The organism is Streptomyces sp. DvalAA-43 (assembly GCF_900091725.1).
GTDB lineage: Bacteria > Actinomycetota > Actinomycetes > Streptomycetales > Streptomycetaceae > Streptomyces > Streptomyces pulveraceus.
The window spans coordinates 549297-569151 of sequence record NZ_FMBW01000071.1 but is presented as its reverse complement, the minus strand read 5'-3'; the positions used below and the strand labels follow the sequence as shown (position 1 = coordinate 569151).

The 19855-nt window shown below is 69.7% G+C and carries 15 protein-coding genes and 1 riboswitch; of the genes, 5 read left to right on the top strand and 10 right to left on the bottom strand.

From position 1 onward, the window contains the following. The first annotated feature begins 94 nt into the window (after positions 1 to 94). The gene (locus GA0115234_RS30840; protein WP_256088859.1) at positions 95 to 961 is read left to right on the top strand and encodes a Cof-type HAD-IIB family hydrolase; all 867 of its coding nucleotides are present in this window, start codon (positions 95 to 97) and stop codon (positions 959 to 961) included. A gap of 36 nt (positions 962 to 997) precedes the next feature. On the opposite strand, the gene GA0115234_RS30835 is transcribed toward GA0115234_RS30840, so the two are convergent. The 5 genes from GA0115234_RS30835 to hisC all read right to left on the bottom strand — a co-directional run bounded on the left by GA0115234_RS30835 (position 998) and on the right by hisC (position 10364). Then, positions 998 to 2704: a sensor histidine kinase gene (locus GA0115234_RS30835; RefSeq protein WP_093548204.1), complete on the bottom strand. Its 1707-nt coding sequence runs from the start codon at positions 2702 to 2704 to the stop codon at positions 998 to 1000. Between the two features lie 79 nt (positions 2705 to 2783). Further along, complete coding sequence (gene cydD, locus GA0115234_RS30830; protein ID WP_093548202.1) at positions 2784 to 6368, bottom strand: thiol reductant ABC exporter subunit CydD; 3585 nt, start codon at positions 6366 to 6368, stop codon at positions 2784 to 2786. Positions 6369 to 6475: 107 nt separating this feature from the next. Beyond that, positions 6476 to 7477: a cytochrome d ubiquinol oxidase subunit II gene (gene cydB, locus GA0115234_RS30825; protein WP_093548200.1), complete on the bottom strand. Its 1002-nt coding sequence runs from the start codon at positions 7475 to 7477 to the stop codon at positions 6476 to 6478. 16 nt (positions 7478 to 7493) lie between these two features. Next, entirely contained in the window at positions 7494 to 9002 is a 1509-nt protein-coding gene (locus GA0115234_RS30820; protein WP_093548198.1) for a cytochrome ubiquinol oxidase subunit I, read from the bottom strand. A gap of 282 nt (positions 9003 to 9284) precedes the next feature. Beyond that, positions 9285 to 10364: a histidinol-phosphate transaminase gene (hisC, locus tag GA0115234_RS30815; protein WP_093548196.1), complete on the bottom strand. Its 1080-nt coding sequence runs from the start codon at positions 10362 to 10364 to the stop codon at positions 9285 to 9287. A gap of 371 nt (positions 10365 to 10735) precedes the next feature. On the opposite strand from hisC, the gene GA0115234_RS30810 reads away from it, so the two are divergent. From GA0115234_RS30810 to GA0115234_RS30800, 3 genes are all read left to right on the top strand, one after another. Continuing rightward, the gene (locus GA0115234_RS30810; protein WP_093548194.1) at positions 10736 to 11848 is read left to right on the top strand and encodes a LacI family DNA-binding transcriptional regulator; all 1113 of its coding nucleotides are present in this window, start codon (positions 10736 to 10738) and stop codon (positions 11846 to 11848) included. Positions 11849 to 12021: 173 nt separating this feature from the next. After that, entirely contained in the window at positions 12022 to 13080 is a 1059-nt protein-coding gene (locus GA0115234_RS30805) for a metallophosphoesterase (RefSeq protein ID WP_093548361.1), read from the top strand. Positions 13081 to 13262: 182 nt separating this feature from the next. Further along, positions 13263 to 14087 (top strand): hypothetical protein, encoded by an 825-nt coding sequence (locus GA0115234_RS30800; RefSeq protein ID WP_093548192.1) that lies wholly within the window; start codon positions 13263 to 13265, stop codon positions 14085 to 14087. 100 nt (positions 14088 to 14187) lie between these two features. Here the strand turns inward: GA0115234_RS30800 and thiC are convergent, their stop codons facing one another. Then, complete coding sequence (thiC, locus tag GA0115234_RS30795) at positions 14188 to 15963, bottom strand: phosphomethylpyrimidine synthase ThiC (RefSeq protein ID WP_093548190.1); 1776 nt, start codon at positions 15961 to 15963, stop codon at positions 14188 to 14190. After that, positions 15956 to 16089, bottom strand: a riboswitch (TPP riboswitch). Its footprint overlaps the gene before it by 8 nt. Positions 16090 to 16159: 70 nt before the next feature. Between thiC and GA0115234_RS30790 the strand changes: the two genes are divergently transcribed. Then, positions 16160 to 17494, top strand: a complete 1335-nt coding sequence (locus GA0115234_RS30790; RefSeq protein WP_370804610.1) for a YibE/F family protein — start codon at positions 16160 to 16162, stop codon at positions 17492 to 17494. Between the two features lie 81 nt (positions 17495 to 17575). Here the strand turns inward: GA0115234_RS30790 and GA0115234_RS30785 are convergent, their stop codons facing one another. The 4 genes from GA0115234_RS30785 to GA0115234_RS30770 form a co-directional block, all read right to left on the bottom strand. Continuing rightward, the gene (locus GA0115234_RS30785) at positions 17576 to 18013 is read right to left on the bottom strand and encodes an SsgA family sporulation/cell division regulator (protein ID WP_093548186.1); all 438 of its coding nucleotides are present in this window, start codon (positions 18011 to 18013) and stop codon (positions 17576 to 17578) included. A gap of 101 nt (positions 18014 to 18114) precedes the next feature. Then, a complete protein-coding gene (locus GA0115234_RS30780) occupies positions 18115 to 18885 on the bottom strand; it encodes an IclR family transcriptional regulator (RefSeq protein WP_093548184.1) in 771 nt (256 codons plus the stop codon). Between the two features lie 243 nt (positions 18886 to 19128). Next, entirely contained in the window at positions 19129 to 19344 is a 216-nt protein-coding gene (locus GA0115234_RS30775) for a DUF5326 family protein (RefSeq protein WP_093548182.1), read from the bottom strand. 167 nt (positions 19345 to 19511) lie between these two features. Then, complete coding sequence (locus tag GA0115234_RS30770; protein WP_093548181.1) at positions 19512 to 19829, bottom strand: cupin domain-containing protein; 318 nt, start codon at positions 19827 to 19829, stop codon at positions 19512 to 19514. Positions 19830 to 19855: the final 26 nt, after the last annotated feature.

Genomic DNA, 19855 nt, shown 5'->3' with positions numbered 1-19855 from the left:
TATGCCACGGGCAGGTTCTCCTGGTCAGGGGCGTACGTCCTCAGATGTGCGCCCCTGCGCACGCCCGTGCACGGTCGTACGCGAGAATGGACGGGTGACCTCAGCTACCGACTCGCCCTCGCCTGCCGCTATCCGGCTGATCGCCACCGACCTGGACGGCACCCTGCTGCGCGACGACAAGACGGTCTCCGACCGCACGGTCGCCGCGCTCGCCGCCGCCGAGGAGGCCGGTATCGAGGTCTTCTTCGTCACCGGGCGCCCGGCCCGCTGGATGGATGTCGTCAGCGACCATGTGCACGGCCATGGCCTGGCGATCTGTGCCAACGGCGCGGCGGTCGCCGATCTGCACGCCGGCGGCGAGCTGGTCAAGGTCCGGCCGCTGGAGCGCGCCATCGCCCTCGATGTCGTCCACTCGCTGCGCGCCGCCGCCCCCGGCACCACCTTCGCCGTCGAGCTGGCCACCGGCATCCACTACGAACCGGCCTACCCGCCCTTCCACCTGGACCCGGGCGCCACGGTCGCCGTCGCCGAGAAGCTGCTGCACGAGGAGACGCCCGGCACCGGCGTCCCCGTGCTGAAGCTCCTCGCCCACCACGCCGAACTGACCCCGGACGACTTCCTCGCCCTGGCCCGTACGACCGCCGGGGACCGTGCCTCCTTCACCCGGTCCAGCCCCACGGCCCTGCTGGAGGTCAGCGGTCCCGGGGTATCCAAGGCCAGCACACTGGAGCTGTGCTGCGCCGAGCGCGGCATCTCGCCCGCCGAGGTCGTCGCTTTCGGGGACATGCCCAACGACGTGGAGATGCTGAGCTGGGCGGGCACGTCGTACGCGATGGGCAACGCCCACCCGGCCGCCCTCGCCGCCGCCTCCGGCCGGACCGCCACCAACAGCGAGGACGGCGTCGCGGTCGTCATCGAACGGATCATCGCCGAGCACCGGGCCTCCGGCATCGGGCGCTGAGACCCTCCTCCGGAAAAGACAAGCGCCCGGCCGCCTTCACAGAGGCACCTCCCACACCACCGTCGTGCCGCCCCCGTCCTCCCCGATGCCGGGCCCGAACCAGCTCGCGCCGCCGAGCGACTCCGCCCGGCGCGCCAGGTTCCGCAGACCGCTGCGCCGGCCGCCCGCGGGGATGCCCACTCCGTCGTCGGCGACCGACAGCCGCACCGCGCCCCTCCCGTCGGGGAGCGTGGCGGTCGCGTCGACGACCACGTCGATCAAGGACGCCTCGGCATGCCGGAAGGCGTTGGACAGCGCCTCCCGCAGCGCCGCGATCAGATTCTTGCCGGTCAGCTCGCCGACCAGCGCGTCGACCGGGCCGAGGAAGCGGTGCGAGGGTTTGAAGCCCAGCGGGACCGCCGCCATGTTGATCTCGCGCAGGACGCGGGTGCGCAGCCCCGACGGTGCCTCGGCGGGTTCCTGCTGCAACGCGAAGATGGCGGTACGGATCTCCTGGATGGTGACGTCCAGTTCGTCGACCGCCCGGCCGATCCCGGTCTGCACCTCGGGCACGACCGACCGGCGCTGGGCACTCTCCAGCATCATCCCGGTGGCGAACAGCCGCTGGATGACCAGATCGTGCAGATCGCGGGCGATCCGGTCCCGGTCCTCGTAGACCGCCAGCCGCTCCCGGTCCCGCTGCGCCTCGGCCATCATCAGCGCAAGGGCCGCCTGCGAGGCGAACTGGGTGGCGAGGGTCCGCTCCGCCTCCGTGAACGGCCTGCCGCCCCTGCCCCTCGGGGTGGCGAGCGCGCCGAGCACCCGCCCGTCGCTGTGCAGGGGCAGCAGCATGCTCGGGCCGTACCGATGGGCCAGCCCGGTGACCATCCGGGGGTCGGTGGCCGAATCGTCCACGAAGACCGCCTCGCCGCCCAGCAGTTTCGCCGCCACCGAACTGTCGGGCCCGATGATCACCCCGAGCGAGGAGGAGGGGTCGTCCGCGGAGACGGCGACGATCTCCAGCCCGCCGTCCTCGGTGGGCAGCAGCACGACCCCGGCGGCGGCATCGGCGAGCCGGCGGGCCTGTTCGGCGACGACGGAGAGCGCGTCGTCGGCGTCCCCGCCGGAGAGCAGGGCGGTGGTCACGGCCACCGATCCGTCGATCCACCGCTCGCGCTGGCGGGCCGCCTCGTACAGCCGGGCGTTGCCGATGGCGATCCCGGCCTCCGTGGCGAGCACCCGCACCATGTGCAGGTCGTAGTCGTTGAACTCGCCGCCGTCGTTCTTCTCGGCCAGATACAGGTTTCCGAAGATCTCGCCCTGGACGCGGATCGGGACGCCGAGGAAGGTCCGCATCGGGGGATGGCCGGGAGGGAAGCCCGCGAACCGCGGATCGGCCGTCAGATCGGCGAGCCGCACCGGTACCGGATCGTGGATCAGCGCGCCCAGCAGCCCCCGGTGCCCGTCGGGGCGGCGGCCGATCTCGTCCGCCAGCTCGTCCGGCACTCCGTAGGTGACGAAGTCGGAGAGCCCCTCGCCCTCCTCGTCGACGACGCCGATGGCGGCGTAGCGGGAGTGGGCCAGCTCGGCGGCCGTCTCACAGATCCGGTCGAGGGTGGAGTGCAGTTCGAGGCCCGCGCCGACGGAGCGCATGGCTTCGAGCAGCTGTGGGATGCGGGCGGTGATCTCGGTGGACAGGCCCTGCAGGCTGCGGGTCGCCCGGGTAGCCGCTTCGAGTGAGTCCTTCGGGTCCTGCTCCGGCATACCCCGAGAGTAGTTAGTCCTGATTGAGGAGGAAAGTCGGATGCCCTGCCGCCCGGGTCGGCTGCTCTGCCGCCCCGGCTCACACCCGGGCGCCCACGGCACCCTCCGGAACCCGCACGGTCTCGCCCACGCCCACGGTCCCTTCCGGCATCCTGGCGGTCTCCCGTTCGCGCTCCAGCATCCGGCGCAGAGGGCCCTCCGCTACCGCGAGATCGGCGTACGGGCCGCGCTGCACGACCCGGCCGGCCTCCAGCACCAGCACCTCGTCGACGGCGTCGAGCCCGTGCAGTCGATGGGTGATCAGCACGGTCGTACGCCCCTCGGTGGCATCCAGCAGGTCCGCGGTCAGGGCGTCCGCGGTCGCCAGGTCGAGGTGCTCGGCGGGTTCGTCCAGGACGAGTACGGGGAAGTCGGCGAGGATCGCCCTGGCCAGGGCGAGGCGCTGGCGCTGACCGCCGGAGAGGCGTGCGCCGTGTTCACCGACGAGGGTGTCGAGCCCTTCGGGCAGCGCATCGGCCCAGTCGAGCAGCCGTGCCCGGCCGAGGGCGGCCCGCAGCTCCTCGTCCGTCGCACCGGTCCGGGCCAGCCGCAGGTTCTCCCGGATGGAGCTGTCGAAGACATGGGCGTCCTGGGCACAGAGCCCGACGAACCGCCGGACCGTGTCCCCCTCCAGCGCACCGGCCTCCACACCGCCGATCCGGTACGTACCGGCCCGTGCGTCCAGGAAGCGGACCAGGACCTGCGCGAGGGTCGTCTTCCCGGAGCCGGAGGACCCGACGACCGCGATGCGCCGGCCGGCCGTCAGCGTCAGGTCGACGGCGTCGAGGGCGTCCCGCGCCGCCCCGGCGTACCGCGCCGACAGTCCCCGTACCTCCAGCGGGAAGGGCGACGCGGGCGCCTCGGCCGGGCTGTCGGGTTCGTGTACCGGCAGCGGGGCGTCCAGCACCTCGTACACGCGCTCCGCGCTCCGCTCGACGCGGCGGCGGTACTGCACGGCGAGCGGCAGGCCGGTCACGGCCTCGAAGGCGGCCAGCGGGGTGAGCACCACCACCGCGAGTTCCACACCCGCGAGCCGGCCGTCGTGCACGGCGGGCAGGGCGACGAGCGCGGTGGCGACGACGGTGAGCCCGGCGATCAGGGCGGTGAGGCCACCGCCGAGCGCGGTGGCGGTCGCCGCACGGGCGGCGATGCGGGTGAGTGCGCCGTCGGCGTCCCGGGTCCGCTCCGCGCGGTCGGGCAGGGCGCCCGCGACGGTCAGTTCGGCGGTCCCGCCGAGCAGGTCCGTGATCCGGGTGGCCAGATCGGCGCGCGCGGGGGCGAGCCGGCGTTCCGTGTGACGGGAGCAGGCGCTGCTGACCAGCGGCACTCCCACTCCGGCCAGCAGCAGTCCGGCGGCCAGCACCACGCCCGCCGCGGGCAGCAGCCAACCGATGAATCCGGCGGCCGCCGTCCCGACGACCACGGCGGTCCCGGCGGGCAGCATCCAGCGCAGCCAGTAGTCCTGCAGGGCGTCGACATCGGAGACGAGCCGGGAGAGCAGGTCCCCGCGCCGGGTCCGACGCAGTCCGGCGGGCGCGACGCGCTCCAGCCCCCGGTAGACCGCGACGCGCAGTTCGGCGAGCAGCTTGAGCACCGCGTCGTGCGACACCAGGCGCTCGGCGTAACGGAAGACCGCCCGCCCGAGTCCGAAGGCGCGGGTCGCGGTCACGGCGACCATCAGATAGAGGACCGGGGGCTGTTCGGAGGCGCGCGAGATCAGCCAGCCGGAGACGGCCATGAGCCCCACGGCCGAGCCCACGGCGAGGCTTCCCAGCAACAGCGCGAGGGCCAGCCGTCCGCGCTGCGCACCGGCGGCCTCCCTGACCCGGGCCAGCACCCGTCCGGAGCGGGTCGCGGTGTCCCGCAGCACCTCGGGTTCCGCCGCCTCCTCGTGACGGTCGGCGGGGGCGCCCGTCTCCATCCGGTCGGCGGGGGCGCCCGCCGGTCGCGGCACGACCGCGAGCGCCTCGGTCCGCACCGGCCGCGCCGTCGCGTCCGGGGCCAGGGTCACCACCCGGTCGGCGACCGGGAGCAGCGCCGGCCGGTGCACGACCAGCAGCACGGTCCGCCCCACCGCCAGCCGCCGTACCGCCTCGACGATCCCCGCTTCGGTCTCGCCGTCCAGGCTCGCGGTCGGCTCGTCGAGCAGCAGCACCGGGCGGTCGGCGAGGAAGGCCCGCGCGAGGGCGAGCCGCTGCCGCTGTCCGGCGGAGAGACCGGCCCCGTCCTCGCCGATGAGCGTCCGCACCCCGTCCGGCAGCTCCGCCACGAAGTCGCACGCCCCGGCGTCCCGCAGGGCCGTCGTGACCGCGCCGTCGTCGGCGTCCGGCCGGGCCAGTCGTACGTTCTCAGCGATGGTGCCCGCGAAGAGATACGGGCGCTGCGGCACCCAGGCGATCCGTTCCCGCCACCGCTCGGGCGCGAGCGTCGCCAGATCGACGCCGCCGATCCGTACACGCCCCTCGTCGGGTGCCGTGAAACCGAGGACCACGTCGAGCAGGGTGGACTTGCCGACGCCGCTGGGGCCGACCAGGGCGACGGTCTCCCCCTCGTCCACCACCAGTGAGGCCCGGTCCAGCGAGGGTTCGCTACGGCCCTCGTGCCGTACGGTCACCGACTCCAGCTCCAGCCGCAGCGCACCGGGGACGTCCGCCGTGCCGCCCTGCCGGGGCTCGGTCTCCAGGACCGCGAAGATCTCCTCCGCGGCCGAGAGCCCCTCGGCGGCCGCGTGGTACTGCGCTCCCACCTGGCGGATCGGCAGATAGGCCTCGGGCGCCAGGATCAGCACCACCAGGCCGGTGTAGAGGTCGAGTTCGCCGTGGACCAGCCGCATGCCGATGGTGACGGCCACCAGGGCCACCGACAGCGTCGCCAGCAGTTCCAGCGCGAAGGACGAGAGGAACGCGATCCGCAGGGTCCGCAGGGTGGCGCGGCGGTACTGCGAGGTGATCGTGCGGATGGACTCGGCCTGCGCCTTGGCCCGGCCGAAGACCTTCAGGGTCGGCAGCCCGGCGACCACGTCGAGGAAGTGTCCGGAGAGCCGGGACAGCAGCCGCCACTGACGGTCCATCCGTGACTGGGTGGCCCAGCCGATCAGGATCATGAAGAGCGGGATGAGCGGCAGCGTGACCACGATGATCGCGGCCGAGACCCAGTCCTCGGTGACGATCCTGGCGAGGACCGCCACCGGCACGACCACCGCGAGACCGAGCTGCGGCAGATAGCGCGCGAAGTAGTCGTCGAGCGCGTCGACACCACGGGTGGCGAGCGCCACCAGGGAGCCGGTCCGCTGTCCGTTCAGCCAGCCGGGACCGAGCTCCGCGGCCCGCGCCAGCAGCCGGCCGCGGAGCTCGGACTTGACCGCCGCGCTGGCCCGGTACGCGGCCAGTTCGGTCAGCCAGGCGACCAGCCCCCGGCCGAGCGCGACCGCCGCGAGCAGGAGCAGCGGGGTCCGCAGCGCGGAGACCGTCAGCCCGTCCTCGAACCCGCCCACCACCACCTCGGCGATGAGCATGGCCTGGGCGATGACCAGCGCGGCCCCGACGACTCCGAGCGCCACCACGGCCGCCAGGAAGAGACGAGTGGCGCGGGCGTGGTGGAGCAGACGCGGATCGATCGGTTTCACGTGAAACAGCCCCTAGCGAGCTCGGTCGATGGGCCGGGGTCCGCCCGGCGGATCGGGGTCGGCGTCGCGACCCCGGCCATGATCCGCCGGTCGGGCCCCAGGTGCGTTCAGTGCGCTTCGGCGATGTGCTGCGTACCGATGCGCTTGCGGAACACCCAGTACGTCCAGCCCTGGTACAGCAGGACGACGGGGGTGGCGATCCCCGCGCACCAGGTCATGATCTTCAGTGTGTACGGGGTGGACGAGGCGTTGGTGACCGTGAGGCTCCAGGCGTCGTTCAGCGAGGACGGCATGACGTTCGGGAAGAGCGTCAGGAAGAGCATCGCGACCACTGCCGCGACGGTCACACCGGAGAACGCGAACGACCAGCCCTCGCGTCCCGCCGCGATCAGGGCGACCGCGCCGACCAGCCCCACCACCGCGATGATCATCGCCAGCAGGCTCCAGCCGTCCCCGTTGTCGAGCTGGGTCCAGATCAGGAAGCCGAGCGCGAGCACCGCGGTGACGATCCCCAGCTTCAGTGCCAGTTTTCCGGCCCGTTCCCGTATGTCCCCGACCGTCTTGAGCCCCGCGAAGACGGCGCCGTGGAAGGTGAAGAGGGAGAGCGTGACCAGTCCGCCGAGGATGGCGTACGGGTTGAGCAGGTCCCAGAAGTTGCCCACGTACTCCATGTCGGCGTCGATCTTCACGCCGCGCACGATGTTCCCGAAGGCCACGCCCCAGAGCACGGCCGGGAGCAACGAGGTCCAGAAGATGGCGTGTTCCCAGTTGGTCTGCCACTTCTCCCCGGAGCGCTTGGCCCGGTACTCGAAGGCGACCCCTCGCACGATCAGGCAGATCAGGATGAGCAGCAGCGGCAGGTAGAAGCCGGAGAACAGGGTGGCGTACCACTCGGGGAAGGCGGCGAAGGTCGCACCGCCCGCGCTGAGCAGCCACACCTCGTTGCCGTCCCAGACGGGCCCGATCGTGTTGATCAGGACCCGTCGTTCCTTGCGGTCGCGGGCCAGCAGCTTGGTGAGGACACCGATCCCGAAGTCGAATCCCTCCAGGAAGAAGTAGCCAGTCCAGAGGACGGCGATGAGTACGAACCAGACGTCGTGGAGTTCCATCTCAGCTCCTCTGCTCTCAGTAGGAGAAGGCCATCGGCCGGTCGGCGTCGTCGTGGTCGCCGCCGATCTTGGTGGGCGGGTTGAGGTCGGCCTCCGTGAGCTCCGGCGGGCCTGCCTTGATGTACTTCACCAGCAGCTTGACCTCGATGACCGCGAGCACGGCGTAGAGCAGGGTGAAGCCGATCATCGAGGTGAGCACCTCGCCCTGCGAGACGCCGGGGGAGACCGCGTTGCGGGTCTGGAGCACGCCGTAGACGACCCAGGGCTGGCGGCCCATCTCGGTGAAGATCCAGCCCCAGGAGTTGGCGATCAGCGGGAAGAGCAGGGTCCAGAGCGCGACGATCCAGTAGCACCTGGCGAGCTTCGGGCTGAGTGCCTTGTTCTTGAAGAGGACCAGATGGGGCACCTCGTCCTCACCGGTCCGCAGCCCCGGTGGCAGCATGAACTTCCGCCGGGTCAGCCACAGTCCGAGGATGCCGAGGGCGAAGGACGCCATCCCGAAGCCGATCATCCAGCGGAAGCTCCAGAACGCGACCGGGATGTTGGGCCGGTAGTCGCCGGGGCCGAACTTCTCCTGCTCGGCCTTGTTGATGTCGTTGATGCCGGGGACGTACGAGGTGAAGCTGTCGTCCGCGAGGAAGGACAGTATCCCCGGGATCGAGATCTCCACGGTGTTGTGGCCCTTGGCCACGTCGCCGACCGCGAAGATCGAGAAGGGTGCCGAGTTCTGCCCCTCCCAGAGCGCCTCGGCGGCGGCCATCTTCATCGGCTGCTGCTTGAACATGACCTTGCCGAGCTGGTCGCCGCTGACGGCGGTGAGCAGTCCCGCGACGACCACGGTGACCAGGCCGAGCCGCAGCGAGGTCCGCATCACCGGGATGTGCTTCTTGCGCGCCAGGTGGAAGGCGGCGATGCCGACCATGAACGCGCCGCCGACCAGGAAGGCCGCGGTGATGGTGTGGAAGAACTGGGCGAGCGCGGTGTTCTGGGTGAGCACCTGCCAGAAGTCGGTGAGCTCGGCCCGGCCGCGTTCCTTGTTGATCCGGTAGCCGACCGGGTGCTGCATCCAGGAGTTGGCCGCCAGGATGAAGTACGCGGAGAGGATGGTGCCGATGGAGACCATCCAGATGCAGGCGAGATGGATCTTCTTCGGCAGCTTGTCCCAGCCGAAGATCCACAGGCCGATGAAGGTGGACTCGAAGAAGAAGGCGATCAGCGCCTCGAACGCGAGCGGAGCACCGAAGATGTCGCCGACGAACCGCGAGTAGTCGGACCAGTTCATACCGAACTGGAACTCCTGGACGATGCCGGTGACGACGCCCATGGCGATGTTGATCAGGAAGAGTTTGCCCCAGAACTTCGTCGCCCTGAGGTACTTCTCGTTGTTCGTCCGGACCCAGGCGGTCTGCAGGCCGGCGGTGAGCGCGGCGAGAGAGATCGTCAGGGGGACGAACAGGAAGTGATAGACGGTAGTGATACCGAACTGCCATCGCGCCAGGGTCTCCGGCGCCAGAGCTAGCTCCACGTCGTCTTCTCCTTACGTCGCCGTAATCACACCGGCAGTTTGCCCTTTAAATCCGACTAATCATGGGAGGAAACAGGACACGCTTGTGAACGCGTTCACATTCACAAGCATTATGGCGCACAGACTTTCGGGACGTTCCGGCGGGGTACCCCTCTGGGGACGTTCCGAGCAATCCCCCCGAACCAGACGTCCGGGAGCGGCGCGGATCCGGCAACGAGAAGGCCCCGCACCTCGCCGGACGAGGTACGGGGCCGGGGCGCGCGGGCGGCCCGCGCCGCCGCTCTACAGCTCCTTGCGGTAGGCCTCCGCCACCTTCAGGAACAGGTCGTTCGCCTCGTCCTCACCGATCGAGACCCGCACGCCCTCGCCCGCGAACGGCCGGACCACCACCCCGGCCCGCTCACAGGCCGCGGCGAAGTCGGCGGTACGGTCCCCGAGCCGGATCCAGACGAAATTGGCCTGGGAGTCCGGCACGGTCCACCCCTGTCCCGCCAGCGCCCGCTGCACCCGCTGACGCTCGGACACCAACGAGCCCACCCGCCCCAGGAGTTCATCCTCGGCCCGCAGCGAGGCGACCGCCGCGTCCTGCGCGAGCTGGCTGACGCCGAAGGGCACCGCCGTCTTGCGCAGCGCGGCCGCCACCGGCTCGTGGGCCACGGCGAAACCGACCCGCAGACCCGCCAGGCCGTACGCCTTGGAGAAGGTCCGCAGCACCGCCACATTGGGCCGGTCCCGGTAGATCTCGATGCCGTCCGGCACCTCGACGTCACGGATGAACTCCCGGTACGCCTCGTCGAGCACCACCAGGACATCGCCCGGCACCCGGTCCAGGAACCGCTCCAGCTCGGCCCGGCGCACCACGGTGCCGGTCGGGTTGTTCGGATTGCAGACGAAGATCATCCGGGTGCGGTCCGTGATCGCGTCCGCCATCGCGTCGAGATCGTGCACCTCACCCTCGTTCAGCGGGACCTTCACCGAGGTCGCACCGCTGACCTGCGTGATGATCGGGTACGCCTCGAAGGAGCGCCAGGCGTAGATGACCTCGTCGCCCGGCCCCGACGTGGCCTGGAGCAGTTGCTGTGCCACACCGACCGAGCCGGTGCCGGTGGCGAGGTGCGAGAGGGGCACACCGAAACGGTCGGCCAGCTCGTTCATCAGGCCGGTGCAGGCCATGTCCGGGTAGCGGTTGAAGTTCGCGGCCGCGGCCAGGGCGGACTCCATCACTCCGGGCAGCGGCGGATACGGATTCTCGTTGGAGGACAGCTTGAACGCGACCGGTCCGCCGGCGGCGGCCGGCTTGCCCGGTACATAGGCGGGAACGCCGTCCAGCTCGGCGCGCAGCTTGGGGCTCGTCTCGCTCACCGCAGGTCCTCCTCGACCGTCCGTACACATCAATACTGCTCACCTTATGAGGATTGGGCGCCGCTGCGAATGGCCGGAGCCGTCCAATCGTCCGGTGCGACCAGGAATGGGGGGAGCGCTCTTCCCACCGGCGCGCGCCGGTGGCTCACGCCGTGGCGCGCATCCCTCGAAGAGGTGAGATGAGACCTCTTCGAGACATCGGCCATTTAGCAGGCCCATCGACTTCGGCACGTGACACACATCGGCCAAGCCCCTGAACTCCCTTGCTTTACAAGGCATTAGACCTTTGATGATCATGCAAAAACGTACCTGTCAACGAGTGAATATGCGACCGGGCCAACCGCCCTCGCGCGCCCTACTATCGGCTCGCCATGACAGCAGCAGGGAAGCACCAGGTGAGCCGGACGGACACACCCCGGCGCGGCGGCCGGCAGGGACGAGCGGGAATCCGGGACGTGGCCGCCGCCGCCGGGGTCTCCATCACGACCGTCTCCGACGCGCTCAACGGCAAGGGCAGGCTCCCGGACGCCACCCGCCGCCATGTCCGCGAGGTCGCAGAGCGCCTGGGCTACCGCCCTTCCGCCGCGGCCCGAACCCTCCGTACCGGCAAGTCCGGCCTCATCGGCCTGACCGTGACGACCTACGGGGACGAACCCTTCACCTTCACCGAATTCGCGTACTTCGCGGAGATGGCCAGAGCGGCCACCTCCGCCGCGCTCGCCCGCGGATACGCCCTCGTCATCCTGCCCGCCACCTCACGCCATGACGTCTGGTCGAACGTCGCCCTCGACGGCACGGTCGTGATCGACCCCTCCGACCAGGACCCGGTCGTCACGGAGCTCGTACGCCAGGGGCTGCCCGTCGTCTCGGACGGACGCCCGGCCGGCACCCTCCCGGTCACCGCCTGGGTCGACAACGACCACCGGGCCGCCGTACTCGATCTGCTCGACCATCTCGCCGCCGCCGGAGCCCGCCGCATCGGCCTGCTCACCGGCACCACCACCGACACGTACACCCGCCTCTCCACCACCGCGTACCTCCACTGGTGCGAGCGCGTGGGCCAGGACCCGGTGTACGAGTCGTACCCCGCCCACGACCCGTGTGCGGGCGCGGTGGCCGCCGACCGGCTGCTCGCCCGCCCGGACCGGCCCGACGCCGTCTACGGGCTCTTCGACCCCAACGGCACCGACCTGCTGGCGGCGGCCCGCCGGTACGGTCTGCGCGTCCCCGAGGACCTGCTGCTGGTCTGCTGCAGCGAGTCCACCGTGTACGCGACGACCGAGCCCCCCATCACCACCCTCTCGCTCAAGCCGCGCAGGATCGGCACGGCGGTCGTCCAGCTCCTGATCGACGCGATCGAGGGAGTGACCCACGACGGACCGGTCGAGCAGGTCATACCGACCGAACTCATCGTGCGGACCTCCTCGCAACGCCGTCCACCCCGCACCACGGTCAGCGCACCCCGCTCCCCGGCAGGGGATTGATCAGGTGATTTCGGACCAATCGGCCGGTGAACCCGACGTGCGTCCGGATTCACCACCCCTGGTGCGTCACAGAGCACGATCCGCATTCCTATGATGGGCGCACGACACCGCGGACCGCCCCGACCAGCAGGGCCCGTCAGGTGTACGGCGGCGCGACGGTGGTGGAGGGGTCGATGACACAGGGGGCCGGTCAGGAACCCGTGGTGCGGACTGCGACGTTGCGCGACTTCCGCGTACCGCCCTATGCACAGAACCCGGTGCCGCCATCACCACCCCATCCGGGCAACGCCGTGCCCGGCGGCGAGCCGCCGGAGGGGTACACCCCCACCGCGCGCGATCTTCCCGTGATCAACCGCGGCGACACCCTGGAGGTGACGGCCGTCCCCGACCCCCGGCCCGTCCCGGACCAGGGGCTCGGACCGCTGTACGTCGTCGGCGACGTCCACGGCTATCTGGACGAGCTCCACACCGCCCTCGCCGAGCAGGGCCTCATCGACGCCGACGGCACATGGGCGGCGGGCAACGCCCGGCTCTGGTTCCTCGGCGACTTCACGGACCGGGGCCCCGACGGCATCGGCGTCATCGACCTCGTGATGCGTCTGTCCGCCGAGGCCGCGGCCGCCGGCGGCTACTGCAAGGCCCTGATGGGCAATCACGAACTGCTGCTCCTCGGCGCCAAGCGGTTCAGTGACACCCCGGTCAACTCCGGTGCGGGTACAGCCACGTTCCAGGCCGCCTGGCTGCTCAACGGCGGCCAGAAGAACGACATGGAGCGGCTTCAGGACGTCCACCTCCAGTGGATGTCCCGGCTCGACGCGGTCGTCGAGGAGGACGGGCATCTGCTGATGCACTCCGACACGACGGCGTACCTCGAATACGGCACCACCATCGAGGACGTCAACGACACCGTGCACGCCATCCTCACGCGCAACGACGCCGATGAGTGCTGGGACCTCTTCCGGAAGCTCACCAAACGGTTCGCCTTCCGTGACGAGTCGGGTCCGCAGGCGGTCCGGGAGCTGATGTCGGCCTACGGCGGACAGCGCATCGTCCATGGTCACAGCCCCATTCCGTACCTCCTCGGAGAGGTCGGTTCGGAGGACGGCGAGGACAGCTCCGGCCCCGTGGTCGAAGGTCCGCACGTGTACGCGGACGGGCTCGCCATCGCCATGGACGGCGGAGTGACCATGGCCGGAAAGCTACTGGTCGTCCAACTGCCCCTGCATGACTGACGTTTCCCTGGGCAGACGCATCCACGACCTGACCACGCCGACCGCTGGGCCTATTTCCGGAAACCCCCTGTCACCCCGTGCCGTGGGCGCTCTACCATCGGCGTACCAGTCGCAGGCTCTCCTCCGTTTCCGCCCAACTGCCCGCGCCGAGCGGGCATTCAGGCCAAACGGAGCATCGGGGGATGCACATGAACAGCGCTCCGCACCTGCTGGCCGAGGACCGGCCCGAGTACGAACGGATCCTCGACGACGCACTGCGCCATGCCCATGAACGGCCGGATCTGGCCGGGGTCGGCGAGCGGCTCAACGCCGTGCAGTTGCGCACCATGGCGCTGGACGCCACGGAACTGATCACCTCCACGGCCGCCACCGAGTACCAGCACTATGTGCGGGCCCGCGAGGAACTGCGCAGCCCCGCCGAAGGGGAGGACCAGGACGCGACCCCCGGGTCCGCGCCCGATCGTCCGCACCGGTCGGGCGCCGGCGTGGGCGCCGTCGTCACGGTCCTGGCGCCCGTGCTCGCCGGTACCGCGGCGTTCATATTCCTGCTGGCCGGCTACTTGCTGAAGCTGCTCGACCCGGCACCGTCGTTCGCCTCCACCATGGTCTCCGCGGGCTGGTTCTTCGCGGTGGTCACGGCCGCCGCGATCCTGGTCGCCGCCGTCGGGCTGCTCGCCACCGCACTGCGCAACGGATCGACGCCCCAGCCCGTCGAGGACGACGAGGAAGAGCTGCCGGAGGACGTGGCACGGGCCAGGGAGGCATGGCGCCACGCCCTGCTGGAGCGCGGCATCCTGCCGTTCCTGCGGGACGCGCTCGCCGATCCCGAGGCCGGACGCGCCTCGCGCACACCGCTCCGCTCGGCGAACCGCATCCCGAAGATCGGCTACAGCCGGCCGGACTTCTCCAGCCCGGACGACGGCCCGGCGGCGGGCCCCCGCCCGACGTTCACCTCGCCGGACTTCACCAGCCCCGACTTCGGCGGCCCCGAACACGAACTGGACTGACCGAGTCCGCACACCGGCAGGGCAACGGAAGCCGTGTCCGTCGGACGGGAGGAGCGGTCGCCCCGGAGACGAGAGCCTCCGGGGCGGCTTCTCCTTCCGGTCAGTCCGCGATCGGCAGATAGACCCGGTTGCCGGACGCCGCGAACTCCCTGGACTTCTCCGCCATGCCCGCCTCGATCTCCGTCTGCGAACCGCCGTGCTCGCGCCGGATGTCCTGGGAGATCTTCATCGAGCAGAACTTCGGGCCGCACATCGAGCAGAAGTGCGCCGTCTTCGCCGGCTCGGCGGGCAGCGTCTCGTCGTGGAACTCCCGTGCGGTGTCCGGGTCGAGAGCCAGATTGAACTGGTCCTCCCAGCGGAACTCGAACCGGGCGTCGGAGAGCGCGTCGTCCCAGTCCTGCGCCCCCGGGTGCCCCTTGGCGAGGTCCGCCGCATGCGCCGCGATCTTGTACGTGATGACGCCGGTCTTCACATCGTCCCGGTTGGGCAGGCCGAGGTGCTCCTTCGGCGTGACGTAGCAGAGCATCGCCGTCCCCCACCACGCGATCATCGCCGCGCCGATGCCCGAGGTGATGTGGTCGTACGCCGGAGCGACATCGGTCGTCAGCGGGCCGAGCGTGTAGAACGGCGCCTCCTCGCAGATCTCCTGCTGAAGGTCGATGTTCTCCTTGATCTTGTGCATCGGGACATGGCCCGGCCCCTCGATCATGGTCTGGACGCCGAACCTCTTGGCCACCGAGTTCAGCTCGCCGAGCGTGCGCAGTTCGGCGAACTGCGCCTCGTCATTGGCGTCGGCGATCGAACCGGGACGCAGCCCGTCCCCCAGCGAGTACGTGACGTCGTAGGTCGCGAGGATCTCGCAGAGCTCCTCGAAGTGCTCGTACAGGAAGGACTCCTTGTGGTGCGCGAGGCACCACGCCGCCATGATCGAGCCACCCCGGGAGACGATGCCGGTCTTGCGGCGGGCCGTGAGCGGTACGTACGGCAGGCGCACGCCGGCGTGCACCGTCATGTAGTCGACGCCCTGCTCGGCCTGTTCGATCACGGTGTCCTTGTAGATCTCCCAAGTCAGCTCCTCCGCCCGGCCGTCGACCTTTTCGAGCGCCTGGTAGAGGGGGACGGTTCCGATCGGAACGGGTGAATTACGGAGAACCCACTCACGGGTGGTGTGAATGTTGCGGCCGGTGGACAGATCCATGACGGTATCGGCGCCCCAGCGCGTCGCCCACGTCATCTTTTCCACCTCCTCCTCGATGGAGGACGTCACCGCGGAGTTGCCGATGTTGGCATTGACCTTCACCAGGAACCGCTTGCCGATGATCATCGGTTCGATCTCGGGGTGGTTGACGTTGGCCGGCAGCACGGCCCGCCCGGCCGCGATCTCCTCGCGCACCACCTCGGGCCCGACGTTCTCCCGGATCGCCACGTACTCCATCTCCGGGGTGATCTCCCCCTGGCGGGCGTACGCGAGCTGGGTCACCGGCTGTCCGTCCCGGCTGCGGCGCGGCAGTCGCGGGCGGCCGGGGAAGACCGCGTCGAGGTTGCGCAGCCCGCCGCGCGGCGAGGTGTGCTTGAGCCCGTCGTCCTCGGGGCGGGCGGGGCGGCCGGGATACTCCTCGGTGTCGCCGCGGGCGATGATCCAGTTCTCCCGCAGCGGTGCGAGACCGCGGCGGACATCGGTCTCGACGGTGGGATCGGTGTACGGCCCCGACGTGTCGTACAGCGTCACGTCCTTGCCGTTGGTGAGGTGCACCTGACGGACCGGCACCTGGAGGTCCGGGCGCGAGCCCTGGACGTACCCCTTGTGCCAGCCGATGGACTTCCCGGCCTCGTCGCTCTGGTTCGAGGCAGGCGTGCGTGCGTCCGCTGTGGTCATGAGACCTACTCCCTACGCCGGCATTACCCGGTAACAGGTTCGGCGGTCGGCGCAGCCCGTCCCGTACGGACGTACGGATGTCAGCGCCCTCTCAGCCCGGTGCTCCGAGCTCCCGCGTGTGCAAAGGTTCCTCCACGCTAGCGCCCCGTCCGGCGTGATGAACAGAGGGCCCGTCCCTTCTTGCGATGATCGGCCGGTGACGTCCCCCCATATCACCCACGAACCGCAGAGCCGGCCTCAGGACCAGCACCACGGTCACTCGCACAGCCATGGCCCTGCCGCACCCGTCTCCACACATCTGCGCAAGGTCATCGCGGCCGTACTGATCCCGTTCGCCACCGCCGTTCTCGTCGGTCTGGTGGCTCTCTGGCCGGGTGGCACGCCGCCGCACGAGCGGACCGGCGTCGGATTCGACCGGCAGACCCAGCAGGGAAAGGTGGTGAATGTCGACAAGGTGGACTGCAAGGACGTGAACGCGGTTCAGACGCCCATCGGCGGGGACACCGCACCGCCGTCGGAGGGCGGACGGGGGCTGTGCGGGCATGCCACGATCGAGGTGACGACCGGTCAGGACCAGGGCCGGACCTTCACCGAGATCGTCCAGCCCGACTCGCCCCGCCAGTTGCGCCGGGGTCAGGGCGTGGTCGTGGCGTACGCCCCTGACGCACCCCATGACCTGCAGTATTCGGTGACGGATGTGAACCGGAAGTTCCCGATGACCCTGCTGGCCGGAGTCTTCGCCCTGGTCGTGGTCGCGGTGGGCCGCATGCGCGGGGTGATGGCGCTGGTCGCGCTGGCGGTGTCGTTCGCCGTGCTGACCCTGTTCATCCTCCCGGCCGTTCTCCAGGGCTCGAATCCGCTGCTCGTCGCGGTGGTCGGGGCCAGTGCGATCATGCTGATCGCGCTCTACATGTGCCACGGCCTGACCGCCCGTACCTCGGTGGCGGTGATCGGCACGCTGATCTCACTGCTGCTGATCGGACTGCTCGGTTCGCTCTTCATCGGCTGGGCGAGCCTGACCGGAAACACCGACGACAACACCGGCCTCATCCACGGCCTGTACCCGCACATCGACATGAGCGGTCTGCTGCTGGCCGGTGTCATCATCGGTTCGCTCGGGGTCCTCGACGACGTGACCGTCACCCAGACATCGGCGGTCTGGGAACTGCACCAGGCGAACCCGGCGTTGGGCGTGCGGGGGCTCTACCGGGCAGGGATCAGAATCGGACGCGACCACATCGCCTCGGTCGTGAATACGCTGGTGCTCGCCTACGCGGGCGCCGCACTGCCGTTGCTGCTGCTGTTCTCCGTAGCGCAGAGCAGCATGGGGACAGTGGCCAACAGCGAGCTGGTGGCGGAGGAGATCGTACGCACGCTGGTCGGCTCGATCGGACTGGTCGCCTCGGTACCGGTGACGACGGTGCTCGCCGCATTGGTCGTCTCCGCGGACCGCACAGGGCTCGGCGCGGAAGCCGGGGCTTCGGCACCCGTACGGGCCGGGAAAGGCCGTCGTCGTAGGACGAAGGCTTGATCGTCTCCGCCAGGTGAGCAATTCACCCATTCGGCAGATACCGTGTTCGACCGGTGGGCCGGTCAGCGGCGTCGTTCTCCGTCAGCCGGCGTTCTGCTCCTCGGAGAGGATCCGGCCCAGGGCGTCCTCCAGGTTGCCCTCGAAGTCACCGAGCGTGCACTCCTGCCCGAGCGGCACCAGCTTGTCGGTCCGGTCGAGAAACGCCACAAGTGGTGCCGTACCGGCCCTGAAGAGGGCCCGGTCCTCGCCGACCTGTAGCCGGATGTGTACGTCGGAAAGGCCCTCGGGCTCAGTGGGTTCGATGTGCACATCACCGTCACCACTGGGGCTGTTGAGGCCGTCGAGCAGCAGCTCACGGCCGAATGCCCAGGTGACGGGGGCGTCACCGGGCAGATGGAAGGTCATCCGGATCGCATATGGATCGCAGACCTCGTACCGGAGCTCCACCGGGATCCGGAAAGAGAGCTCCTCGGAGACGAGGAAGCTCATCATGACCTCAGCTTGAACCGACTCGCGCATCGTTCAACCCCGCAGTAGATGAATCTGGCCAGGAATGATCCCCCGTGGCCCTATTGACGCCATCGTGGTGCACGCGATAGCAGATCACAAGGAGTGATTTTTCAGATACTGATAGAGAACACGAACGAACGCAAGAGGTTGGCCACTTCGCCACGTAGTTGTTCGACTGCGGGGAGCAACCGGCTTTCCTGCTCCAGGGGTACGGAAATCGCCATCGCGGCGGCGGTGAATCCGGCGGTGATCGGGATGGCCGCGCAGATCGTGCCGAGGGCGTACTCCTGCCGTTCGATGACAGGTTCCATCCGTTCCAGCGAGCGCAGTCGTTCGAGGAGAGAGGCACGGTCCTTCACCGAGTAGCGGGTCAGCGGACGCACAGGGTGACGGTCCAGATGATCCTCGCGGGCCTTCTCGTCGAGCTGGCTCAGCAGACACTGGCCGATCGCATGCGCATGCCCGGTCTCCCGGAAGGACGCCCACTCGTGGACGGCGGGGGTGGCGGGGGCATCGGCGACCGCGACGAGTTCGATCTCGCCCTCGCGGTAGACGGCGCAGTACACCGGTGCGCCGATGATGTCGCGCCAGCGGCCCAGCGACTCGGTCATCCTGCCGCGACGGTTCTGCAACGTTCCCTCGCCGACCAGGCGTTCGGCCGCGGTCCCCATGAGGAAGACGCCGTTCTCCCGGCGCAGATAGCCCTCGTGGGTCAGGGTGCGCAGCAGGTGGTAGGCCGTGGGAAGGGGAAGGCCCGCCTCCCTGGCCAGTTGCTTCGCGGGCGCCCCGTCGCGATGGGCGACCACGGCCTCCAGCAGCCTCAGCGCTCGCTGCACCGAACCGATCAGCGTCGGGGCAGCAGTGCTCGATGCCGTGGTCAACAGTCACCCCCAGGCATGGTGACGGGTAGTCAGCCCGCCTGTGGGGGCCGCCCCCACGGGCTGCCGCATGGCTGGGGTCCGGAGACCGAACGCCGTACAAACCACTGGTCATCGTGGTGACGGACTGTTAATTCCCAGGTCGTGGCAGCGAACTGCCACTGTATCGGCCGGGTCCGCGAGGGGCGCCGTTTCGCCTTCCGCTTAGCTCAGCTGGGCTAACGCCCCGGCCGACTTCCGTGCGTCCTACCAGTCGCCGCGCGAAGAGGACGACATGAACTTGCGGACGACGAAGACGAGCCCGCCGACCAGGATCACGAAGATCAGGACCTTGAAGAGCACTCCGATCACGAAACCGATCACGCTGGCGATCAGCCCGCCGAACACGACGATCGCGATGACCGGCACCGCGATCCACTTCACCCACCAGGGCATCCCCGTGAATATCTCCCGTACGGCCATCGTCCCTACCTCGTCTCCTTGAGTTCCTGCTTCGATGCTAGAGGCGCGGAGGGGGACGGCGGAGGTTCCGCGGCCCTTGAAGTCCCCTGATCGACCCCTGAGGGATCCCTGAGACCGGACCCCTGCACTCCGGCGGACCGGCGCTCAGCCCTCCGGCGACTCGGCGCTCAGCCCTCCGGCGGGGAGAAGACCACCATCACCCGCAGGTCCTCGGTGATGTGGTGGAACTTGTGGGCGACACCGGCCGGTACGTACACCACGCTTCCTCTGCCCACCTGCGTGGTTTCCATGCCGACCGTGATCGAGGCACGGCCGCTGACGACGAGGTAGACCTCGTCCTGCTGGTGCGGCTGCTGAGGGTCGAGGTCGCCGGCGTCCAGGGCGTACAGGCCGACCGACATGTTCCGTTCCTTCACGAACTGCAGATACGCGCCGTCGTTGGCGGCGCGTTCCGCCTCCAGCTCGTCCAGTCTGAATGCCTTCATGGCCTGACCGCCCCTTGCCTCTGTAC

What these genes read in the sequence shown, in the direction of transcription:
- GA0115234_RS30775 (WP_093548182.1), bottom strand. Translation starts at nt 19,344, where the DNA reads ATGGCCGTACGGGAGATATTCACGGGGATGCCCTGGTGGGTGAAGTGG.
- GA0115234_RS30810 (WP_093548194.1), top strand. Translation starts at nt 10,736, where the DNA reads ATGACAGCAGCAGGGAAGCACCAGGTGAGCCGGACGGACACACCCCGG.
- thiC (WP_093548190.1), bottom strand. Translation starts at nt 15,963, where the DNA reads ATGACCACAGCGGACGCACGCACGCCTGCCTCGAACCAGAGCGACGAG.
- GA0115234_RS30800 (WP_093548192.1), top strand. Translation starts at nt 13,263, where the DNA reads ATGCACATGAACAGCGCTCCGCACCTGCTGGCCGAGGACCGGCCCGAG.
- GA0115234_RS30835 (WP_093548204.1), bottom strand. Translation starts at nt 2,704, where the DNA reads ATGCCGGAGCAGGACCCGAAGGACTCACTCGAAGCGGCTACCCGGGCG.
- GA0115234_RS30805 (WP_093548361.1), top strand. Translation starts at nt 12,022, where the DNA reads ATGACACAGGGGGCCGGTCAGGAACCCGTGGTGCGGACTGCGACGTTG.
- GA0115234_RS30785 (WP_093548186.1), bottom strand. Translation starts at nt 18,013, where the DNA reads ATGCGCGAGTCGGTTCAAGCTGAGGTCATGATGAGCTTCCTCGTCTCC.
- GA0115234_RS30770 (WP_093548181.1), bottom strand. Translation starts at nt 19,829, where the DNA reads ATGAAGGCATTCAGACTGGACGAGCTGGAGGCGGAACGCGCCGCCAAC.
- cydB (WP_093548200.1), bottom strand. Translation starts at nt 7,477, where the DNA reads ATGGAACTCCACGACGTCTGGTTCGTACTCATCGCCGTCCTCTGGACT.